This is a genomic window from Virgisporangium aurantiacum (assembly GCF_016863635.1).
GTDB lineage: Bacteria > Actinomycetota > Actinomycetes > Mycobacteriales > Micromonosporaceae > Virgisporangium > Virgisporangium aurantiacum.
Genome location: NZ_BOPG01000012.1, coordinates 516,688 through 533,704 on the forward strand (window position 1 = coordinate 516,688; position 17,017 = coordinate 533,704).

The window sequence follows — 17,017 nt, forward strand, 5'->3', positions numbered from 1 at the left end:
GACGCCATGAATGTTCAATGGATTGTGGTGACGGCGGTCGGCCTCGTCGTCGTGGCCGTGCTCGGATTCCGGGTGCGGCCACCCCGGGCGCGCCGCGTGCCGGCCGGTCCGCCGCGCGGCACCGTCGAGGTGACGCGGGACCTGCCCGAGCCCGTCGTCCGGTATCACCGGGCGCTCGGGTTCGACGGGTGGCACGTCCCCGCCGTGGACACCTTCGTTCTGTGGGGCCGCGCCTGGATGCGCCCGGCGCGGATGCTCCGGTTGCCCGTCCGGTTCTGGTCGGCCCACCGGGTCGGCTGGAACGCCCGGCAACGGCTCGCCGTCACCTGGTACGGGTTGCCGGTGCTGCGCGCGGTCGACGACTACGTCGACGGGCACGGACGCACGCGCATCGGCCGCCGGACGGTCACCGGACCGGAGATCGACCAGGGCGAGAACCTGTTCCTGTGGGCGGAACTGCTCCTGGTGCCGGCGGTGCTGGCCGTCCGCCCGGGCGTCCGGTGGCAGTCCGTCGACGCGGACTCGGCGCTGCTGCGGGTGCCGTTCGGCGGTGGCACCGATCGGCTGATGGTCCGGTTCGACCCGGACACCGGCCTGATCACCGAGTGCCGCGCCCTGCGGTACCGGACCCCCGGCGGACCGAAGGTCGGTTGGTACGTGTGGTTCGAGCGGTGGACGCACGGGCCGGGCGGATGGTGCCCGGCGCGGATCAGCGTCCGTTGGGCGGATCAGCCGCGGCCCTGGTTCGTCCTCGATGTCGACGGGATGGCGACCAACGTCCGCGTCGATTCCGATCTGGAAGGAGTTCGGCAATGGCTGCCAAGTACGTCTACGACTTCGTTGAAGGAAACAAGGACCTGAAGGACCTGCTCGGCGGCAAGGGCGCGAACCTCGCCGAGATGACCCGGCTCGGCCTGCCCGTGCCGCCCGGGTTCACCATCTCCACCGACGCGTGCCGCGCCTACCTGTCCACCGGTGACGTCCCCGCGGGCCTGTTCGCCGAGGTGGCCGATCACCTGCACCGGCTCGAAACGCAGATGGGCCGCACCCTCGGCGACCCCGACGATCCGCTGCTGCTGTCGGTGCGCTCGGGCGCGAAGTTCTCGATGCCCGGCATGATGGAGACCGTCCTCGACATCGGACTCAACGACACCAGCGTCCACGGTCTCGCCGCGCACGCCGGCGACGTCCGGTTCGCCTGGGACTCCTACCGCCGGCTCATCCAGATGTTCGGCCGCACCGTCTTCGACGTTCCCGGTGAGGAGTTCGAAGCGGCGCTCACGGCGGAGAAGGCGCTACGGGACGCCACCGCCGACACCGATCTCGACGACGCCGCCCTGCGGCACCTGGTCGACGTCTACAAGAAGGTCTTCCAGACCCACACCGGCCGCGAGTTCCCGCAGTCGCCGCACGAGCAGTTGCGGCTGGCGGTGCAGGCCGTGTTCCGGTCGTGGAACGCCGAGCGCGCGGTGGTGTACCGGCGCCAGGAACGCATCCCGGCCGACCTCGGCACCGCCGTCAACGTGATGGCGATGGTCTTCGGCAACCTGGGTGAAGACTCCGGGACCGGAGTGGCGTTCACCCGCGACCCGGCGACCGGCGCCCGCGGCGTCTACGGCGACTACCTGGAGAACGCGCAGGGCGAGGACGTCGTCGCGGGCATCCGCAACACGATGCCGCTGTCGCAACTGGCCACAGTGGACAGACGATCGTACGACCGGCTGCTGGAGCTGATGGCGCGCCTCGAAAAGCACTACCGCGACCTGTGCGACATCGAGTTCACCATCGAACGCGGAACCCTGTGGATGCTGCAGACCCGTGTCGGCAAGCGCACCCCGGCAGCCGCGTTCGTCATCGCCAACCAGCTCGTCGACGAGGGGCTCATCGACCTCGACGAGGCGCTGCGCCGCGTCACCGGCCGCCAGCTGACCACCCTCATGTTCCCCACGTTCGACCCGGCCGCCACCCCGAAGGCGCTCGCCCGCGGCGTGCCCGCCTCCCCCGGCGCCGCCGTCGGACGCGCCGTGTTCGACTCCGCCCGCGCGGCGGCGGCCACCGGACCGGTCATCCTCGTCCGGCGCGAGACCAACCCCGACGACCTGCCCGGCATGATCACCGCGCAGGGCATCCTCACCAGCCGCGGCGGCAAGACCTCGCACGCCGCCGTCGTCGCCCGCGGCATGGGACGCACCTGCGTGTGCGGCGCCGACGCCATCGACATCGACGGCGACAGCTTCCGGGTCGGCGACACGGTCGTGCGAGAGGGCGACGTCATCTCCATCGACGGCGCCACCGGCGACGTCTACGTCGGTTCCGTCCCGGTGCGCCCGTCGCGGGTGGCCCGCTACCTCGACGGCACCATCAAGGCGGGTGAGGATCCGTTGCTGCGCGCGGTCGGCCGGCTGCTGGCGCACGCCGACGCACGGCGCCGGTTGGGTGTGCACGCCAACGCCGACACCGGCGACGACGCCGCCCGCGCCCGCCGCCTCGGCGCGACCGGCGTCGGGCTGTGCCGCACCGAACACATGTTCCTCGGTGAACGGCGTCCGCTGGTGGAACGCCTGATCCTCGCCACCTCCGACGAGGAGCGGCAGGCCGCCCTCGACGCCCTGCTCCTGTTGCAGCGAAAGGACTTCATCGAGATTCTCAGTGCGATGGACGGGCTGCCGGTCACGATCCGGCTGCTCGACCCGCCGCTGCACGAGTTCCTGCCCCCGCTCACCGAACTCGCGGTGCGGGTCGCGCGGGCCGAGGAGCGGGGCGAGGATCCGGGCGCCGACGCCACCATGCTGGCGGCGGTGCAGCGGATGCACGAGGAGAACCCGATGCTCGGGTTGCGCGGTGTCCGGCTCGGCCTGGTCGTCCCCGGGCTGTTCGCGATGCAGGTACGGGCGATCGCCGAGGCCGCGGCGCAGGTCCGCGCCGACGGTGGCGACCCACGGCCGGAGATCATGGTTCCGCTGATCGGTTCCGTACAGGAACTCGAGGTGGTCCGGGCCGAGATCGAACAGGTTCTGTCCACTGTGGACGGCGGCCGGTCGGCGCGTATCGGTACCATGATCGAGGTGCCGCGCGCGGCGTTGACCGCCGGCGAGATCGCACCGGTCGCCGAGTTCTTCTCGTTCGGCACCAACGACCTCACCCAGATGGGCTGGGGCTTCTCCCGCGACGACGTCGAGAGCGCGTTCTTCTCCCGCTACCTCGAACTCGGCATCTTCGGCGTTTCCCCGTTCGAGTCGATCGACGCCACCGGCATCGGCCGGCTGATCCGCATCGCGGTCGACGAGGGCCGCGCCGCCAACCCCGGCCTGACCATCGGGGTGTGCGGCGAGCACGGCGGGGACCCGGACTCGGTGCACTTCTTCGACGAGGTCGGGCTGGACTACGTCTCCTGCTCCCCCTACCGGGTTCCGGTGGCCCGATTGGAGGCCGGGCGGGCGGCAGTGACGGGCGAAGGCTCGGACAGCCGGTGAGGAGTCGACATGTTCACCACCGACAACCGGCGCCGGATCAGGTTGGCGATCGTCTCACCGACCCCGCCGCGGCCCTGCCCCGTCGCCGCCCACACCGATGAACTGTGCCGGATGCTGCCGGTCGTCGCACCCCGCATCGGCCTGACCGTATTCGCCATCGACCACGGTGACGGCCCGCCGCACGCGGCGGGCCGGGCGGCGGCGGGCAGCATCGCCGCCGACGACCCCAGTGCCTACCGCCGGGCCGGTCAGCGCCTGCGGCGCCTCGGCGTCGACGTCGCGCTGCTGGAGGTCGGCCCGGGAAGCGCCGGCGGCCCGCGCGGGCGGTACCTGCTGGGGCTGACCGACGAGCTGACCCGGTTGGGCGTGCCGTACCTGGTCGCGCCGCACCAGGTGCGCCCGTTCCCGCGACCGGACGAGGCGAACGTGTTGTCGGCGCTGTGCCGGGACGCGGCTGGTGTCGTGGTCTCGTCGAACTGCGCCCGGCAGGCACTCGCGGCCAGTGGCATCGTGCCGCCCCGACGGGTGGCGGTGGTCCCGCCGGGGCCGGCGCCCGACCTCCGCGTGCCGCGCCCCCGACCCGCCGTTCTGGCCCGGTGCGGTGCCGGACCGGTGCTCACCACGCTGGGACACCTGTCACCCGCGCGGGGCATCGAGGTCGCCGTCGCCGCGCTGCCCGCCCTCGCCGCCGTCCACCCTGACGTCCGTTACGTGGTCGCGGGCCGGACGCTCGCGTTCCAGGCCGGGCCGGGCGACGACCCCTACCGACGGGCCGTCCTCCGGGCAGCGACCGCGCTGAGGGTCGCCCACCGGCTCATCCTGCTCGACACCGACCTGTCGATCACCGACACCGCCGCACTGTTGCACGCCACCGATGTCTACGTCGCCCCCGACCTCGACATCGGCCGCACCGACGACCGGCCGCTCGCCGACGCCGTCACCCTCGGCCTACGGGTGGTCGCCACGCGGACGCCCTATGCGATCGAGACCATGGGCGACCGCCCCGGAGCGGTCGTGCCGCCCGGGAACCCCGACGCGCTCGCCGCCGCGGTCGAGCGGACCCTCGCCGGACCGACGCCGGCCGGCGGAAACCACACGTCCGTTCACGCCGCCGAGCAGATCGCCGGGCTTGTCGCGCTCGTGGCGTCGCCTCGCTCCGCGCCACGACAGCGGGCACCGGCTACCGGCCGGCGAAGCGCTGCCTGACCGACCCTTCGCCGGACCCGACGTACCGGTGGTGGCGGCCGATTCCACGGTCGTGGGTTGCTGGTCCGTGGCGGGCGGCAGGGCGGTCAAGGCGGTTCCGGCGCCCGGGCTGGAGGCGATGGAGTCGGCGCATCTGACGGTCGACGGGACCTGTGTAACCCGCGAACGTGCCGTTCGGCCCTTCCGAACGGCGGTCTCCCCGGTCAGATTGGCCGGATGGCGCGGTTGTCACCCCTCGGTCCGGAGAAATGCCTGTCGCTGCTCGCGTCGGTCCCGTTCGGGCGGGTGGTGTTCACGCAGCGAGCGCTGCCGGCGATCAGGCCGGTGAACCACATCGTCGACCAGGGACACGTGGTCATCCGGACGAGCCTCGGTTCCGGGCTCGGCGCGGTGGCCGGTGCCGGCACCGTCGTCGCCTACGAAGCCGACGCGATCGACCCCGACGCCCGCAGCGGTTGGAGCGTCGTGGTCACCGGCGTCGCCCGCGTCGTCACCGAACGGGACGAGATCGCCCGTTACGAGAGCCTCCTGCGGCCGTGGGTGGACGGGCCGCGCGACAGTTTCATCCGCATCCCCGTGGAACTGGTGACGGGCTATGCCATGGAACCGACCGCGGCGGACGGCTGAGAACGGGTGCAGCGGACGGAGCGCCCGCCGGCAGGTGGCCGACGGGCGCTTCGAGACGTGCTGGGGCTACGCGCCGGTCGCGTAGAACAGCTGGTTCCTGGCGCCGTTGCCGTACCAGGTGATGATGTCGGCGCCGGATGCGCCGCTCGCGCCGCGCACGTCGAGGTACAGGCCGGAGGCGCGGTTCTGGATGGTGTAGGCCACGCCGTTGCCGGCGACGAGACCGGTGGCCCACTGGAGGTGGTAGTCGGTGTCGTTGCAGTACCACTGGAACGCGGTGTGTCCGGCGACGCCGTCCGAGGCCAGGCACAGGCCGCTGTTGACGTTCTTGATCCAGACGTAGTTCCCCTTCGCCTCCAGCTTCCACTCCTGGTGGTTGCCGGCGTTGAGCAGGTACTGGTCGATCTCGGCACCGGCGGCGGTCGAGGCTCCCCGCACCTCCACCGTCAGGAACGGGTTCGAACTCGGGGCGATCTTCACGGCCGTCCCGATGGTTGTGGCGTGGGCCGCGGTCCCGCTCATGCCGAGCATCGCAACGGCGGCAAGCGCGCCGAGGAGGGCGAGGCGGGTGGCGCGGGCCAGCCGGCTGCGGCCGGCCTGCAACAGTGGCGTCATGGTGTGGTCCCCATTCGTGGATGGCGGCCCGCCCGTTGCGGGCCGCCGGTCGGATCGAACGGTATGGAGACCGTCGTGGCGTCCGGCTGTAGCCGGACCGTGTCGCAATGGCGGCAGATAGTAGCGGTCGACCGGCAAGAACCGGCAATGTCCCCCGGGACCGGCCTCCCGTCACCGCGGGGGCGACGACTCGAACCGGACGGTCGATGAGGCAGGGATCAGACACCACGGGGTTTGGCGCGATGGTTCGGCGGTACCGGTTCCGGGCCGGCCTGACCCAGAGCGAGCTGGCCCGCCGGGCCGGCGTCAGCGAGAGGTCACTGCGCTACCTCGAGCAGGGCCAGGTGAGCCGTCCGCAGGCGGTGTCGGTCGACCGGCTCGCGCGGGCGCTCGACCTTGCCGACGCCGACCGGGGCGCCCTGGTGTGCGCGGCGGAACCGGTCGCCGGAATCCCGGCGCGGCGGGAACCCGTGCCGGCCACCGATCAGCTCCGGATGGGCGTTCTCGGGCCACTGGTCGTGCACCGTGGCACCGCGGTCGTCGACATCGGGTCGACCCGGTTGCGGACCCTCCTCGGCCTGCTGGCGCTGCAGCCCCGGGTGCCGGTCAGCGCGGGCGACCTGATCGACGTGCTGTGGGACGAACCGCCCCGCACCTGTCGGGAACTCGTGCACACCTACGTCCGGCAACTGCGTCAACTCCTCGAACCGGCCCGGTCGCCCCGCGCACCGGCCGAGCTGCTTCAGCGCACGCGCGTCGGATACCGGCTGCAGGTGCCGCCCGGCGGCATCGACACCGACGTCTTCGACGATCTCCTCGCGCGGACGCGGACCGCCGGTGGCCCGGAGCCGGCCCGGGACCTGTACCGGCAGGCGGAGGCGCTGTGGCGAGGCCCCGTGCTGGCCGACGCCACCGACCGGCTCCGCCAGCACCCGGCAGCGGTGGGTCTGGGCGTCCGGCGGCTCAGCGCTGTCCTGGAGCACGCCGATCTCTCGCTGGCGGCCGGGCACGGTGACGAGGTGATCGAACCGCTGCGGGTTCTCTCCTCCGCCGATCCGCTGCACGAGGGGCTGGCCGCCAGGCTGATGCTGGCCTACGCCGGCTGCGGCCAGCAGGCGGCCGCCCTCGAACTGTTCGAGTCCGTCCGCACCCGGTTGGATGACGAACTGGGGGTGCGCCCCGGGGAGGAACTGCGCGAGGCGCACCTCCGCCTGCTGCGCGGCGAGTGCGTCCAGCGGGTACCCGGCCCGCCGGGAACGTCCCGGACGGTGCGGCCCCGGTCGTCCGACGCGTCGCCGGCGTCGCCCAGGCCCGCACCGGCACCGCGGGGCACGGTGTCACCCGCCCAGTTGCCCGCCGACGTGCCCGGTTTCACCGGCCGGGACTCCCATCTGCGCCATCTCGACCGCGACCACCACGCCGGTGTCACGGTCATCACCGGCATGGGCGGCGTCGGGAAGACCGCCCTCGCCGTGCACTGGGCACACCAGGCCCGGGACCGGTACCCCGACGGTCAGCTCTACGTGAACCTGGGTGGCCATTCGGGCGGCGAGCCGATGCCGGTCCTGACCGCCCTCGCCGGCTTCCTGCAGGCCCTCGGGGTGCAGGCCGACCAGGTGCCCGCGGAGCCGGCACCCGCCGCCGCGCTGTACCGCAGCCTGCTCGCGGGCCGGCGCGTGCTGATCCTCCTCGACAACGCGGCATGTGCCGACCAGGTCCGCCCGCTGCTGCCCGGTGACCCGCGGGTGCGGGTGCTGGTCACCAGCCGGGAGCGGCTGACCGGCCTGGTCGCGCGCGAGGGTGCGGACGCGCTGCCGGTCGACGGGCTGACCCCGGCCGAGACGTACGCGTTGCTGGCCACCATGCTCGGTGCCGAGCGGGTGGCCGCGGAGGCCGACGCCGCGGTGAGGTTGGCGGCGGCGTGCGGCTACCTGCCGCTGGCGCTGCGCATCGCGGCCGCGAACCTCGCCGGACGGTCCGGTACGGCGATCGCCGACCACGTCGACCGGCTCGACGCCGGTGACCGGCTGACCGCCCTGGCCGTCGCCGGTGACCCGGACACCGCCGTGCGGGCCACCTTCGCGATGTCCTACCAAGGCGCCGATCCGGCCGAACGCGTCATGTTCCGCCGGCTCGGGCTGGTGCCCGGCCCGGACATCACGGCGGCGGCCGCCGCCGATCTGACCGGACAGAGCCCCGCGCGGGCCCGGGCGGTGCTCGATCGGCTGTCCGCCCGGCACCTGCTCCAGGAGCTGACGCCGGGCCGATACTCCCTGCACGACCTGCTCCGCCTCTACGCCACCGAACTCGCGCACACCACCGACGATCCGGAGACCCGCACCCGCGCACTGGCCGGGCTCGTCGCCCACTACCTCACCGGCGCCCGGAGCGTGTGCCACCTGGTGTACCGCAACCTGCTGCATCTGCCCGCCGGTGCCGACGACCGGTCACCCGCCGCCCCCGGCGCACCGACCGACTTCGAGACGCCCGAGCGGGCACTCGACTGGCTCGACGCCGAGCGCGCCAATGTCGTCGAGATGATCCGCCACCGGGCCGCGTCGGGCTCACCCGACGCCTGGCTGCTCGCCGACCCGGTGTTCGGCTACTTCCGGGTCCGGGCCCGCCACCTCGACTGGCAGGCCGTCGCGGAGGTTGCCCTTCGCGCCGCGCGCGTCGGCGGGAACACACACGCACAGGCACAGGCCGAACTGAACCTCGGGTGCGTGTCGGAGGCCCTCGGCAGGTACGACGCCGCCGCCCGGCACTACCGGGACGCGCACGATCTGGCGGGCGCGGCCGGTTGGCCGGACTGCCAGGGCGTCGCCCTGAACAACCTCGGCAGCGTCCACTGGGCGCGCGGGGACGTACCCGGCACCGTCGAGCAGCTGAACCGGGCACTGGTCCTGCACGAGCGGGCCGGCCGCCGCGCCGGCATCGCCGTCACCCTCGCCAACCTGGCGGTGGCACAGCTGGAACTGGCGCGTGACCCGGCGGGCGGGCCGCAACCCGCCGCCCTGGCGCGTGCGCACCTGCGGCGGGCGCGGGCCATGCACCAGGACATCGGCGACCGACGCAACGAGAGCGACACCGTGCGGGTGCTCGCGCTCGTCGAACTGGCCGCCGGGCAGCCGGGTGCGGCCCTGCCGCTCGCCGAGCACGCGGTCGCGCTCGCCCGGGAGATCGGCGACCGCCGGTTCGAGGCGCTGAGCGTCAGCGCGCTCGGACTGGTCCGCGCACACCTCGGCGACCGCGCGGCGCTGGAACTCGCCATCCGGGCCGAGTCGCTGGCACGGGAACTGGACGAGGACCGCCTCACCGCGTCCGTCCTCACCGATCACGCCGGTGCGCTGCAGCGCCTGGGCGAGACCGAGGGTGCCCGGTCGACCGCCCGTCAGGCGCTGGAGACCGCCCGGCGCGCCGGCGTCCAGATCGTGGCGCGGCGCGCCGTCGCCATCCTGTCCACCATCGACCGGCACGGCTCCGGCACGACCACCGCGAGCGTCCCACCGATCCGGACCGCCTGCCGTCAATAGGTCCGCGGGTCGAGCACGACCGCGAGACCGCGCCGGGCGGCGGCGGGGCCGACGGTGTTGGCGGTCGCGATCTCGGTGAACCGGTGCATCGCGTCCGGGCCTGACAGGGCGCCGGTGTCCTCGTCGAGATGTTCGGCGAAGAGTTCGGTTCTCAGGGCGCGGGCGAAGTCCGGGTCCCAGACGCTGGCGTTGATCTCCGCGTTGCCGTGCAGCGACGCCCGATGGATGTTGGCCGACCCGATCGTGACCCACGCGTCGTCGACGATCATCAGCTTGTCGTGGACGTACACCGGCCGTGGGTCGCCGCCACCCGCGACGAGCCCGGCGAGCAGGAAGGTCGGTCGCGACGCCAGCGCGGATCTCATCGACCGCAGGGTCGCGATCGTGCCGCCGTCGGGCTCCGTCGGGACGACCGCGATCACCGTGACGCCCCGGTCGCACGCGTCGGTGAGCGCGCCGATCACGCTCTCCTCGCCGAAGTACTGGTTCTCGAGGTAGATCGTCCGGCGTGCGCCGGTGATGGCGGCGAGGTACTGGTGGAGGATCGAGCGCTCGCCGGCCGCGATCGGGAACGCGTCCGCGCCCGGAGCGGGGTGGGCGTCTTCGATCGTGCCGGGGTGGATGGTGCGCTGGATCTGGACGACGCTGTCGCCCCGGTGCGGGCCGACGGCGTCGGGGAACGCGAGGTCGTCGGCGCCGTCGACGGGCCACCGGCCGTCGTCGCGGTGGCGTTCGGTCGCGGCGTTCCAGCGTTGGACGAAGTTGTGCCGCACGTCGGTCGCCGACGGCCCGGCCAGCTCCAGGTACGCGTCATGTGTGCTCCGCGGTTCCGGGTGTCCTTTGTGGACGACCGCCTGCGGGTTGCAGTTGATGCCGCCGACGAAGGCGACCTCGGTCGGCTGGCCGGCGTCCACGATCCAGCTCTTCTGATGCTGGGCGAAGCCGTGCCCGGCACGGTCCCACCGGATCTTCACGGCCGAGCCACGCGCGGCCAGGAACCGCCGCTGTTCGACCGACCCCGAGAAGACGATCGGGCCGAACTGCTCCGTCTCGGGGCCGTGCCGCCAGAACAGCACCCGGACGTCGAGGCCGCGCGCCACCGCCGCGTCGAGCACGTCGAACAGCCCGCCGCGGCCACCGGGCAGCGCGAACCCGTCGCGGAGAATCGTCACCGTGATCCACACGCTCGACCGCGCGGACTCGATGACCTCGCAGATCCGCGTGAACGCGGGCAGGCCGTCGACCCAGGCACGGACCAGGTTTCCGCCCCGCACCGGATACGACGCGGGGACGTCGGCGATCCACTCCTCTTCCACGACGCGGCTAGCGCAGTTCGCCGGGGAGCAGGCTGTAGATGACGCTGTCGCGGCGGCCGCCCTTGAAGGGCACATGGGACCGGAGGAGGCCCTCGCGGGTGAACCCGCACCGCTCGGCGAGGTGCCGCGACGCCTCGTTGTCGGGGCCGCACGTCAGTTCCAGCCGCGCGATCCCGAGGTCGGCGAACGCCCACCGGGCGAGCAGGCGGACCGCCTCGGTCGCCGCGCCCCGGCCCCGGGCCTCCGGGGCCAGCCAGTAGCCGACCGCCGCGCAGCCCTGACCGGGGCGGACCTCGTGCAGCGAGACGCTGCCGAGCACCGCGTCGGGGTCGCCCGGGCCGACGATCGCGAGGTCGAGCGCCTCGCCCCGCACCCGGGCCGCCTCCTGCTCGACGAGGTTGGCGCGCGCGTCGGTCTCGGTGTACGGGGCGGTGCGCCAGGAGAACCGCATCATCGCCGGGTCGTCGAACGCCCGTACGATGGCCGGCACGTCGGCCCTCCCCCACGGGCGCAGCCGCACGACGTCGCCCGCCAGCGGCGGGTCCGGGAACCGGAGCCTGGGCATGGCGGACAGCGTAATGGCAGCCCCCGCCGGGATCGTGCCACCGGCGAGGGCCGCTCGCTTCGACGCCGCTACCGGACGGCGGCGGGTTCGGGCTCCTCCGAGACCTCCTCCGCGGCTGCGGACGCCCGGGCCTGGTGCGCGGAGACCTTCCGCAGCGGAAGCTCCTTCATCAGCAACGACAGCACGAACCCGACGGCCGCGACGCACGCGGCGATCGCGAACACGACCTCCATCGAGTTCGCGAAGCCCTCCTGGAACGGTTGCGCCAGGCGCGGGTCGATGTCGTGCAGGAACGACGAGTCGTTCAGGACGCCGCTGCGGTCGACGGCGTTCGCGGGATCGCCGACCGCGTCGAGGATCGGCGCGTTCGCCGGGTCGCCGGTGACGGCCGGATCGGCGAGGGCGGCCCGGAACCGGTCGGTGCCGAGGGCGGCGGTGATCGTGCCGGCGATGCCCGTCCCCGCGTAGTGGAACAGGATCGAGAACAGCACGGCCGTGCCGGACATGAGACCGAACTGGCGGACGAACGACGCGGCACCGGTCGCGACGCCGATGTCCTCCATCGGCACGGCGTTCTGGGTGGCGACGGTGAGCGTCTGGATGCAGCAGCCCAGCCCGACGCCGTACACGCACATCAGGAGCATCACGCCGACCAGCGGCGTGGACGCGTCGAGGCCGAACGCGAACAGCACCAGCGACGCCGTCACCAGCGCCATCCCCACGATCGGGTACCGCTTGTACCGGCCGCTGCGCGACATCAGCCGGCCGACGAGCAGCGACGCCAGCACCATGGCCACGACCAACGGCAGCACCATGAGGCCGGCCGCCATCGGGCTGGCGTTGCGCACGATCTGCAGGTACTGCGGAATGATGACCGACCCGGTGAACAGGCTGATGCCGTAGATGAGGCCGAGGCCGCAGAACCGGCTGAACTCGCCGCTGCGGAACAACCGCAGGGGAATGAGCGCGTCGTCGCCGGCCCGGCGCGAGGCCGCGAGCCACGCGGCGAACCCCAACGGGACGACCGCCAGGCACGCCAACGACTCCAGCGACCCCCAGCCCCAGAGGCGTCCGCGTTCGACGACGAGCAGCAGCGGCACCAGCGTCGCCACGAGCGTCACCGAACCGAGCCAGTCGACCCGGCTCGACCGGCGCGCCGTCTGCACGTTGAGCACCTTGGCGACCACGACGAGCGCCACCAGCCCGACCGGGACGTTCACCAGGAACACCCAGCGCCAGCCGGTGATGCCGAGGATGGTCGGCTGGCCGGCGAGCACGCCGCCGATCACCGGGCCGAGGACGCTCGACGTCACGAAGATCGCCAGGAGGTAACCCTGGTACCGGCCGCGTTCGCGCGCGGGCACGATGTCGGCGATGATGGCCAGCCCCAACGAGATCAGGCCGCCGGCGCCGAGACCCTGCAACCCGCGGGCGAGCGCCAGCTGGTCCATCGACATCGCGAACGTGCACGCGACCGAGCCGACCATGAAGACCGAGATGGCGATGAGGAACATCGGCTTGCGGCCGTGGATGTCGGAGAGCTTGCCGTACAACGGTGTCGTGGCCGCCATCGCGACGAGGTACGTGGTGAGCGTCCACCCCTCCTGGCGCAGGCCGCTCAGGTCGTCGGCGATGGTCCGGATCGCGGTGGCGAGGATCATCTGGTCGAGCGCCGCGAGGAACATGCCGATCTGCAGACCGGCGAGGATCGTGAGGATCTGCCGGTGGGTCAACGCGCCCTGCCGGGCCGCCGCGGTTACGGCGGCGGTCCCGGCAGTGGTCGGGTCGGTGCGGGTCATGTCAGGCCGCCACGCGCTGCGCGGTGGTCGCGGGCTCGGTCGGCGGGACGACGATGCTGCCGCTCCACGCGTGTCCGCTCCGGCGGCGCTTGCGGGCCCGGTACAGTCCCCGGATCCAGAGGAAGATGCCGCCGCCGTCGATCGCCAGCACGATCACGCCGATCGTGAAGAAGTCGAGCGACGTGAACCGCGAGTCCTGGCCGGTGACGAGCAGCACCACCTGCTCCAGGTAGCCCCACAGGATCGGGATGTAGAAGAACACCAGCACCGACAGCGAGAAGAACCGGCCGAGGCAGTAGACCACCGCGTACCCGCGGACGGCGCGCCGCTCCCGGCGCGGGATGCCCGACTGGTCGACCAGGCGGTGCCGCTGCCGGAACACGCGGGCCACGACGTTGCGCAGGAACGCTTCCGTGTCGGCCATCAGGTTCTTCGTGTTGAGCATGTTGGCGATCACGTAGTACAGGTCGGTGCGCAGGTAGAAGAACAGCTGGAACGTGATCCGCAGGACGTAGGTGTAGAAGACGGCGTGCAGCAGCGCGGCGAGGATCGGGTGCACGTCGATGATGCCGTGCCGGCCGGCGTACAGCACGCCGACGAGGATCGACGCCGACGCGGCGTCCACAATGGACCCGAACAGGTAGGCCAGGTACCGCCGTCGCTTCGGCGCCATCATGATGCCGCTGATGTCGGTCTGCGCGACCATCGTGTAGAGCAGGTTGCCCATGCCGAGGCTCGCGCTCACACCCGCGGCGCGGGCGGCGATCGCATGGGCCAGTTCGTGCACGGCGGTCGCGACGATCGTGCAGATGATGGTGAGCCAGGTGAGCAGCGCGAAGTGGCCGCCCTCGAACAGGAACACCTCCGGACCCGGTGTGAGGCCGGGGTCGCGCGTCAGCAGCGTCACGCCGCCGGCGGTGAGCAGCGCGGCGACCGTCAGCACCACGGGCCCGCAGAAGCGCCGCGCCACGTGCGGCGGGATCCAGTCGAAGCTCCACTGGCGGCGGGGGGCCGGCTTGGGTTCCTCGGCCGTACCGGGCAGCGCGGGCGCCACCGCTGTCGGCTCCACAGTGTCCGAATCCACAGTGTCCGAATCCATAGTGGACAGTGACACGAAGCCCTCGCTGGCCAGCGCGGCCAGGAAGTCGTCGAGATCCGGGGTCTCGTCGTACTTCTCCCGGTACAGCGTGGCGGCCTCACCGACCGTCCTACCGTCGGCAAGGGCGTTGAGAATGTCCAGCCCTTCGGCCGGGATCGAAAGATAGACGTTGCGATCGACGTGGCCGATGGTGACTTCGTCGCCCTCGCGCCTGTGCGCGAACGGCGGCACCACGACCAGGGCATCGGGTGGGTAGCCGGCCATCGGCCTGTCCTTCCGGAGGTTGCTGGTGGGTCTGCGCTGGTTCGGCAGGAGCCGGATCGTGGGTCCGATGCCGACGCCCGGCTCCTGCCGTGCCTCATCGGAGCGATCAGACCTGAACGGCGCACGCGGTCGCGGCGTTGGCGCTGGTCTTGATGTCCTCGATCTTGCGAACGGAGAGCTTCTTCACTGTGGTCACCTCCTCCCCTCGCTCGGTGTGAACACATAGTGCCGAGCCGGTCGGGGTGTTCTCTGCTCACTTGTGCGCGCGCGGATCGCGCCTTTTCCGGTAGACCGCGCGGATAAAACCGGTACGGGGCAACGGAAAACCGGTCACGCACAACTTTGAGCGGACCGTCGGCGACGCCGTCGGGTGCACTTGCCGGCAACCACGAGACGCGCGAGAAGGGAACCGACCATGGCGGAGCAGGCGAAGGCCACACTCACCATCGGCAGCTGGAACGAGGGCCCGTACCAGGAGTGGGACTCCGGTGCGAAGCTCGTGAAGGCGTCCGTCACCGGCACGTTCGCCGGCGACATCGAGGGCGACGGATCATCGGAGATGCTCATGGCGTACCGCAGCGCGAGCAGCGCGTCGTTCACCGGCCTGCAGCTGGTCGACGGCTCGGTGGGCGGGCGCAGCGGCCGGTTCGTCATCGAGCTGTCGGGCACGTTCGAGGCCGGCACCGCCACCGTCGCGTGGACGGTCGTCCCGGGCTCCGGCACCGGCGAGCTTGCGGGCATCACCGGCACGGGCGGCTACACGGCCGGCCCCGGCGACTTCCCGACGATCACCGTCGGTCTGGACTACGACCTCTGACCCGCACGCTCACGACGGCCGGCCGCACACCGCGGCCGGCCGTTTCGTGCGCAACGTACCCCCATCGTCCCACGACGCCGGGTCGGCCGTGCCGGCATGCTGTCCGACCGTATCGGTGGATGAACGGAAGGTGATCAAGGTGTAGAAAGCTATCGATGTCCTCACGGGGGCGAGACCGGAGAAGGTGATGCGACGATGCATCCACTCACGAGCTCCCCGCACCGGCGATCACTCCGGACGGCGCTGATCGCCGCACCCGTTGTGGCCGTGCTCCTGCTCACCGGCGGACCGGCGGCGGCGAACGTGCCGGTGACCCAGGTCAGCAACGATCCGTTCACCGACGCGCAGGCCCAGCACCAGACCGAGGTGGAGCCCGACACGTTCGCGTTCGGCGCCACGATCGTCTCGGCGTTCCAGGTCGGCCGGGTCGCCGGCGGCGGCAGTTCGAACATCGGCTGGGCCACCTCCACCAACGGCGGCGCGACCTGGACCAACGGCTTCCTGCCCGGGATCACCACCGTCGGCGGCGGCACCTACACCGCGGCCAGCGACCCGGTGGTCGCCTTCGACGCACAGGACAACGTGTGGATGATCTCCAGCCTCGGCATCCGCTCCGGTGGCGCCGACGTGCTGACCAGCCGCTCCACCAACGGCGGACTCACCTGGGGCAACCCGGTCGTGACGGCCACGGGTGACCTGGACAAGAACTGGATCGTCTGCGACAACACCGCGAGCAGCCCGTTCTTCGGCAACTGCTACACGCAGTACGACATCGTCAGCGGCAACCAGATCCGGATGCGCACGTCCACCAACGGCGGTCTCACCTGGGGCGCGGCGCTGGCGTCCGGCGGCGGGGCGACCGGTCTGGGCGGCCAGCCGGTGGTGCGCCCGAACGGGACCGTGATCGTGCCGTACCGGGCCACGAACGCGGCCCAGATCCGGTCGTTCCGGTCGATCGACGGCGGGGCCAGTTGGCGGGCGACGGTGCTGGTCTCCTCGATCAGCCACCACACCGTGGCCGGCGGTCTGCGCGAGTCGCCGCTGCCGTCCGCCGAGATCGACTCGGCCGGGACGGTGTACGTGGCCTGGGCGGACTGCCGGTTCCGCGGCGGCTGCACCCGCAACGACATCATCGTGAGCGAGTCGACCAGCGAGACCACCTGGGCGGCGCCGTACCGGGTACCGATCGATCCCACGGCGAGCACCGTCGAACACTTCGCGCCCGGCATCGGCGTCGACAGATCAACGGCCGGCGGGTCCGCCCGGATCGGCCTGACGTACTACTCCTACCCGAACTCGGCCTGTACGGCCGCGACCTGCCAGCTCAACGTCGCGTTCATCTCGTCGACCAACGGCGGTACCAGCTGGAGCGCACCGACCCAGATCGCCGGGCCGATGACCCTGTCCTGGCTCCCGAACACCACGCAGGGACGCATGTTCGGCGACTACATCTCGACGTCCGTGCTCAACGGCGGCAACGCGTGGACGGTGATCCCGGTCGCCACCGTGCCGACCGGATCCACGTTCCACGTGCCGATGGTCGTCCCCACCGGCGGCATGGCCGTCACCGGCGGCGCCCTGCGGGCCACCGGCGAGCCCGCCACCGACTCCGCCACCGACGCCGGCGCCACCGCCGTCGCGCCGGCCACCGCGAACTGACCCGGTCACGACCCACGTCCCGGGGCCACCGCACCGATCGGAGG

The 17,017-nt window shown here is 72.2% G+C and carries 12 protein-coding genes; 7 read left to right on the forward strand and 5 right to left on the reverse strand.

The annotated features are described in order from the left end of the window. Window positions 1-6: 6 nt before the first annotated feature. From Vau01_RS11250 to Vau01_RS11265, 4 genes are all read left to right on the forward strand, one after another. Window positions 7-861: a DUF6544 family protein gene (locus tag Vau01_RS11250; RefSeq protein ID WP_203990348.1), complete on the forward strand. Its 855-nt coding sequence runs from the start codon at window positions 7-9 to the stop codon at window positions 859-861. Continuing rightward, on the forward strand, window positions 813-3,473 hold the full coding sequence (ppdK, locus tag Vau01_RS11255; RefSeq protein WP_203990350.1) for a pyruvate, phosphate dikinase: 2,661 nt from the start codon (window positions 813-815) through the stop codon (window positions 3,471-3,473). Before Vau01_RS11250 ends, ppdK begins: the two co-directional genes overlap by 49 nt. A gap of 9 nt (window positions 3,474-3,482) precedes the next feature. Beyond that, window positions 3,483-4,679: a glycosyltransferase gene (locus tag Vau01_RS11260; protein WP_203990352.1), complete on the forward strand. Its 1,197-nt coding sequence runs from the start codon at window positions 3,483-3,485 to the stop codon at window positions 4,677-4,679. A 216-nt stretch (window positions 4,680-4,895) separates the two neighbouring features. Beyond that, window positions 4,896-5,306 carry a pyridoxamine 5'-phosphate oxidase family protein gene (locus Vau01_RS11265; RefSeq protein WP_203990354.1) on the forward strand — a complete coding sequence of 137 codons (411 nt, stop codon included), beginning with the start codon at window positions 4,896-4,898 and terminating at the stop codon, window positions 5,304-5,306. Window positions 5,307-5,372: 66 nt separating this feature from the next. On the opposite strand, the gene Vau01_RS11270 is transcribed toward Vau01_RS11265, so the two are convergent. After that, complete coding sequence (locus Vau01_RS11270; RefSeq protein ID WP_203990356.1) at window positions 5,373-5,921, reverse strand: RICIN domain-containing protein; 549 nt, start codon at window positions 5,919-5,921, stop codon at window positions 5,373-5,375. Window positions 5,922-6,163: 242 nt separating this feature from the next. Between Vau01_RS11270 and Vau01_RS11275 the strand changes: the two genes are divergently transcribed. Beyond that, entirely contained in the window at window positions 6,164-9,454 is a 3,291-nt protein-coding gene (locus tag Vau01_RS11275; protein ID WP_203990358.1) for a BTAD domain-containing putative transcriptional regulator, read from the forward strand. On the opposite strand, the gene Vau01_RS11280 is transcribed toward Vau01_RS11275, so the two are convergent. The 4 genes from Vau01_RS11280 to Vau01_RS11295 all read right to left on the reverse strand — a co-directional run bounded on the left by Vau01_RS11280 (window position 9,448) and on the right by Vau01_RS11295 (window position 14,497). Beyond that, entirely contained in the window at window positions 9,448-10,770 is a 1,323-nt protein-coding gene (locus Vau01_RS11280; protein WP_203990360.1) for a phospholipase D-like domain-containing protein, read from the reverse strand. The two genes, Vau01_RS11275 and Vau01_RS11280, sit on opposite strands and share 7 nt — an antisense overlap. A 7-nt stretch (window positions 10,771-10,777) precedes the next feature. After that, window positions 10,778-11,335 carry a GNAT family N-acetyltransferase gene (locus Vau01_RS11285; protein ID WP_203990362.1) on the reverse strand — a complete coding sequence of 186 codons (558 nt, stop codon included), beginning with the start codon at window positions 11,333-11,335 and terminating at the stop codon, window positions 10,778-10,780. 68 nt (window positions 11,336-11,403) lie between these two features. Beyond that, complete coding sequence (locus tag Vau01_RS11290; RefSeq protein WP_203990365.1) at window positions 11,404-13,134, reverse strand: DHA2 family efflux MFS transporter permease subunit; 1,731 nt, start codon at window positions 13,132-13,134, stop codon at window positions 11,404-11,406. Window position 13,135: 1 nt separating this feature from the next. Next, the gene (locus Vau01_RS11295) at window positions 13,136-14,497 is read right to left on the reverse strand and encodes a PqqD family protein (RefSeq protein ID WP_203990367.1); all 1,362 of its coding nucleotides are present in this window, start codon (window positions 14,495-14,497) and stop codon (window positions 13,136-13,138) included. A 415-nt stretch (window positions 14,498-14,912) separates the two neighbouring features. On the opposite strand from Vau01_RS11295, the gene Vau01_RS11300 reads away from it, so the two are divergent. Beyond that, window positions 14,913-15,314: a DUF3224 domain-containing protein gene (locus Vau01_RS11300; RefSeq protein ID WP_203990368.1), complete on the forward strand. Its 402-nt coding sequence runs from the start codon at window positions 14,913-14,915 to the stop codon at window positions 15,312-15,314. Between the two features lie 195 nt (window positions 15,315-15,509). Then, window positions 15,510-16,973 (forward strand): sialidase family protein, encoded by a 1,464-nt coding sequence (locus tag Vau01_RS11305; protein ID WP_203990377.1) that lies wholly within the window; start codon window positions 15,510-15,512, stop codon window positions 16,971-16,973. Window positions 16,974-17,017: the final 44 nt, after the last annotated feature.

Excerpts from the sequence above, each read along its gene's own strand:
- Vau01_RS11270 (WP_203990356.1), bottom strand. The coding sequence starts at position 5,921 with ATGACGCCACTGTTGCAGGCCGGCCGCAGCCGGCTGGCCCGCGCCACC.
- ppdK (WP_203990350.1), top strand. The coding sequence starts at position 813 with ATGGCTGCCAAGTACGTCTACGACTTCGTTGAAGGAAACAAGGACCTG.
- Vau01_RS11305 (WP_203990377.1), top strand. The coding sequence starts at position 15,510 with ATGCATCCACTCACGAGCTCCCCGCACCGGCGATCACTCCGGACGGCG.
- Vau01_RS11275 (WP_203990358.1), top strand. The coding sequence starts at position 6,164 with ATGGTTCGGCGGTACCGGTTCCGGGCCGGCCTGACCCAGAGCGAGCTG.
- Vau01_RS11290 (WP_203990365.1), bottom strand. The coding sequence starts at position 13,134 with ATGACCCGCACCGACCCGACCACTGCCGGGACCGCCGCCGTAACCGCG.
- Vau01_RS11295 (WP_203990367.1), bottom strand. The coding sequence starts at position 14,497 with ATGGCCGGCTACCCACCCGATGCCCTGGTCGTGGTGCCGCCGTTCGCG.
- Vau01_RS11260 (WP_203990352.1), top strand. The coding sequence starts at position 3,483 with ATGTTCACCACCGACAACCGGCGCCGGATCAGGTTGGCGATCGTCTCA.
- Vau01_RS11300 (WP_203990368.1), top strand. The coding sequence starts at position 14,913 with ATGGCGGAGCAGGCGAAGGCCACACTCACCATCGGCAGCTGGAACGAG.
- Vau01_RS11250 (WP_203990348.1), top strand. The coding sequence starts at position 7 with ATGAATGTTCAATGGATTGTGGTGACGGCGGTCGGCCTCGTCGTCGTG.
- Vau01_RS11285 (WP_203990362.1), bottom strand. The coding sequence starts at position 11,335 with ATGCCCAGGCTCCGGTTCCCGGACCCGCCGCTGGCGGGCGACGTCGTG.
- Vau01_RS11265 (WP_203990354.1), top strand. The coding sequence starts at position 4,896 with ATGGCGCGGTTGTCACCCCTCGGTCCGGAGAAATGCCTGTCGCTGCTC.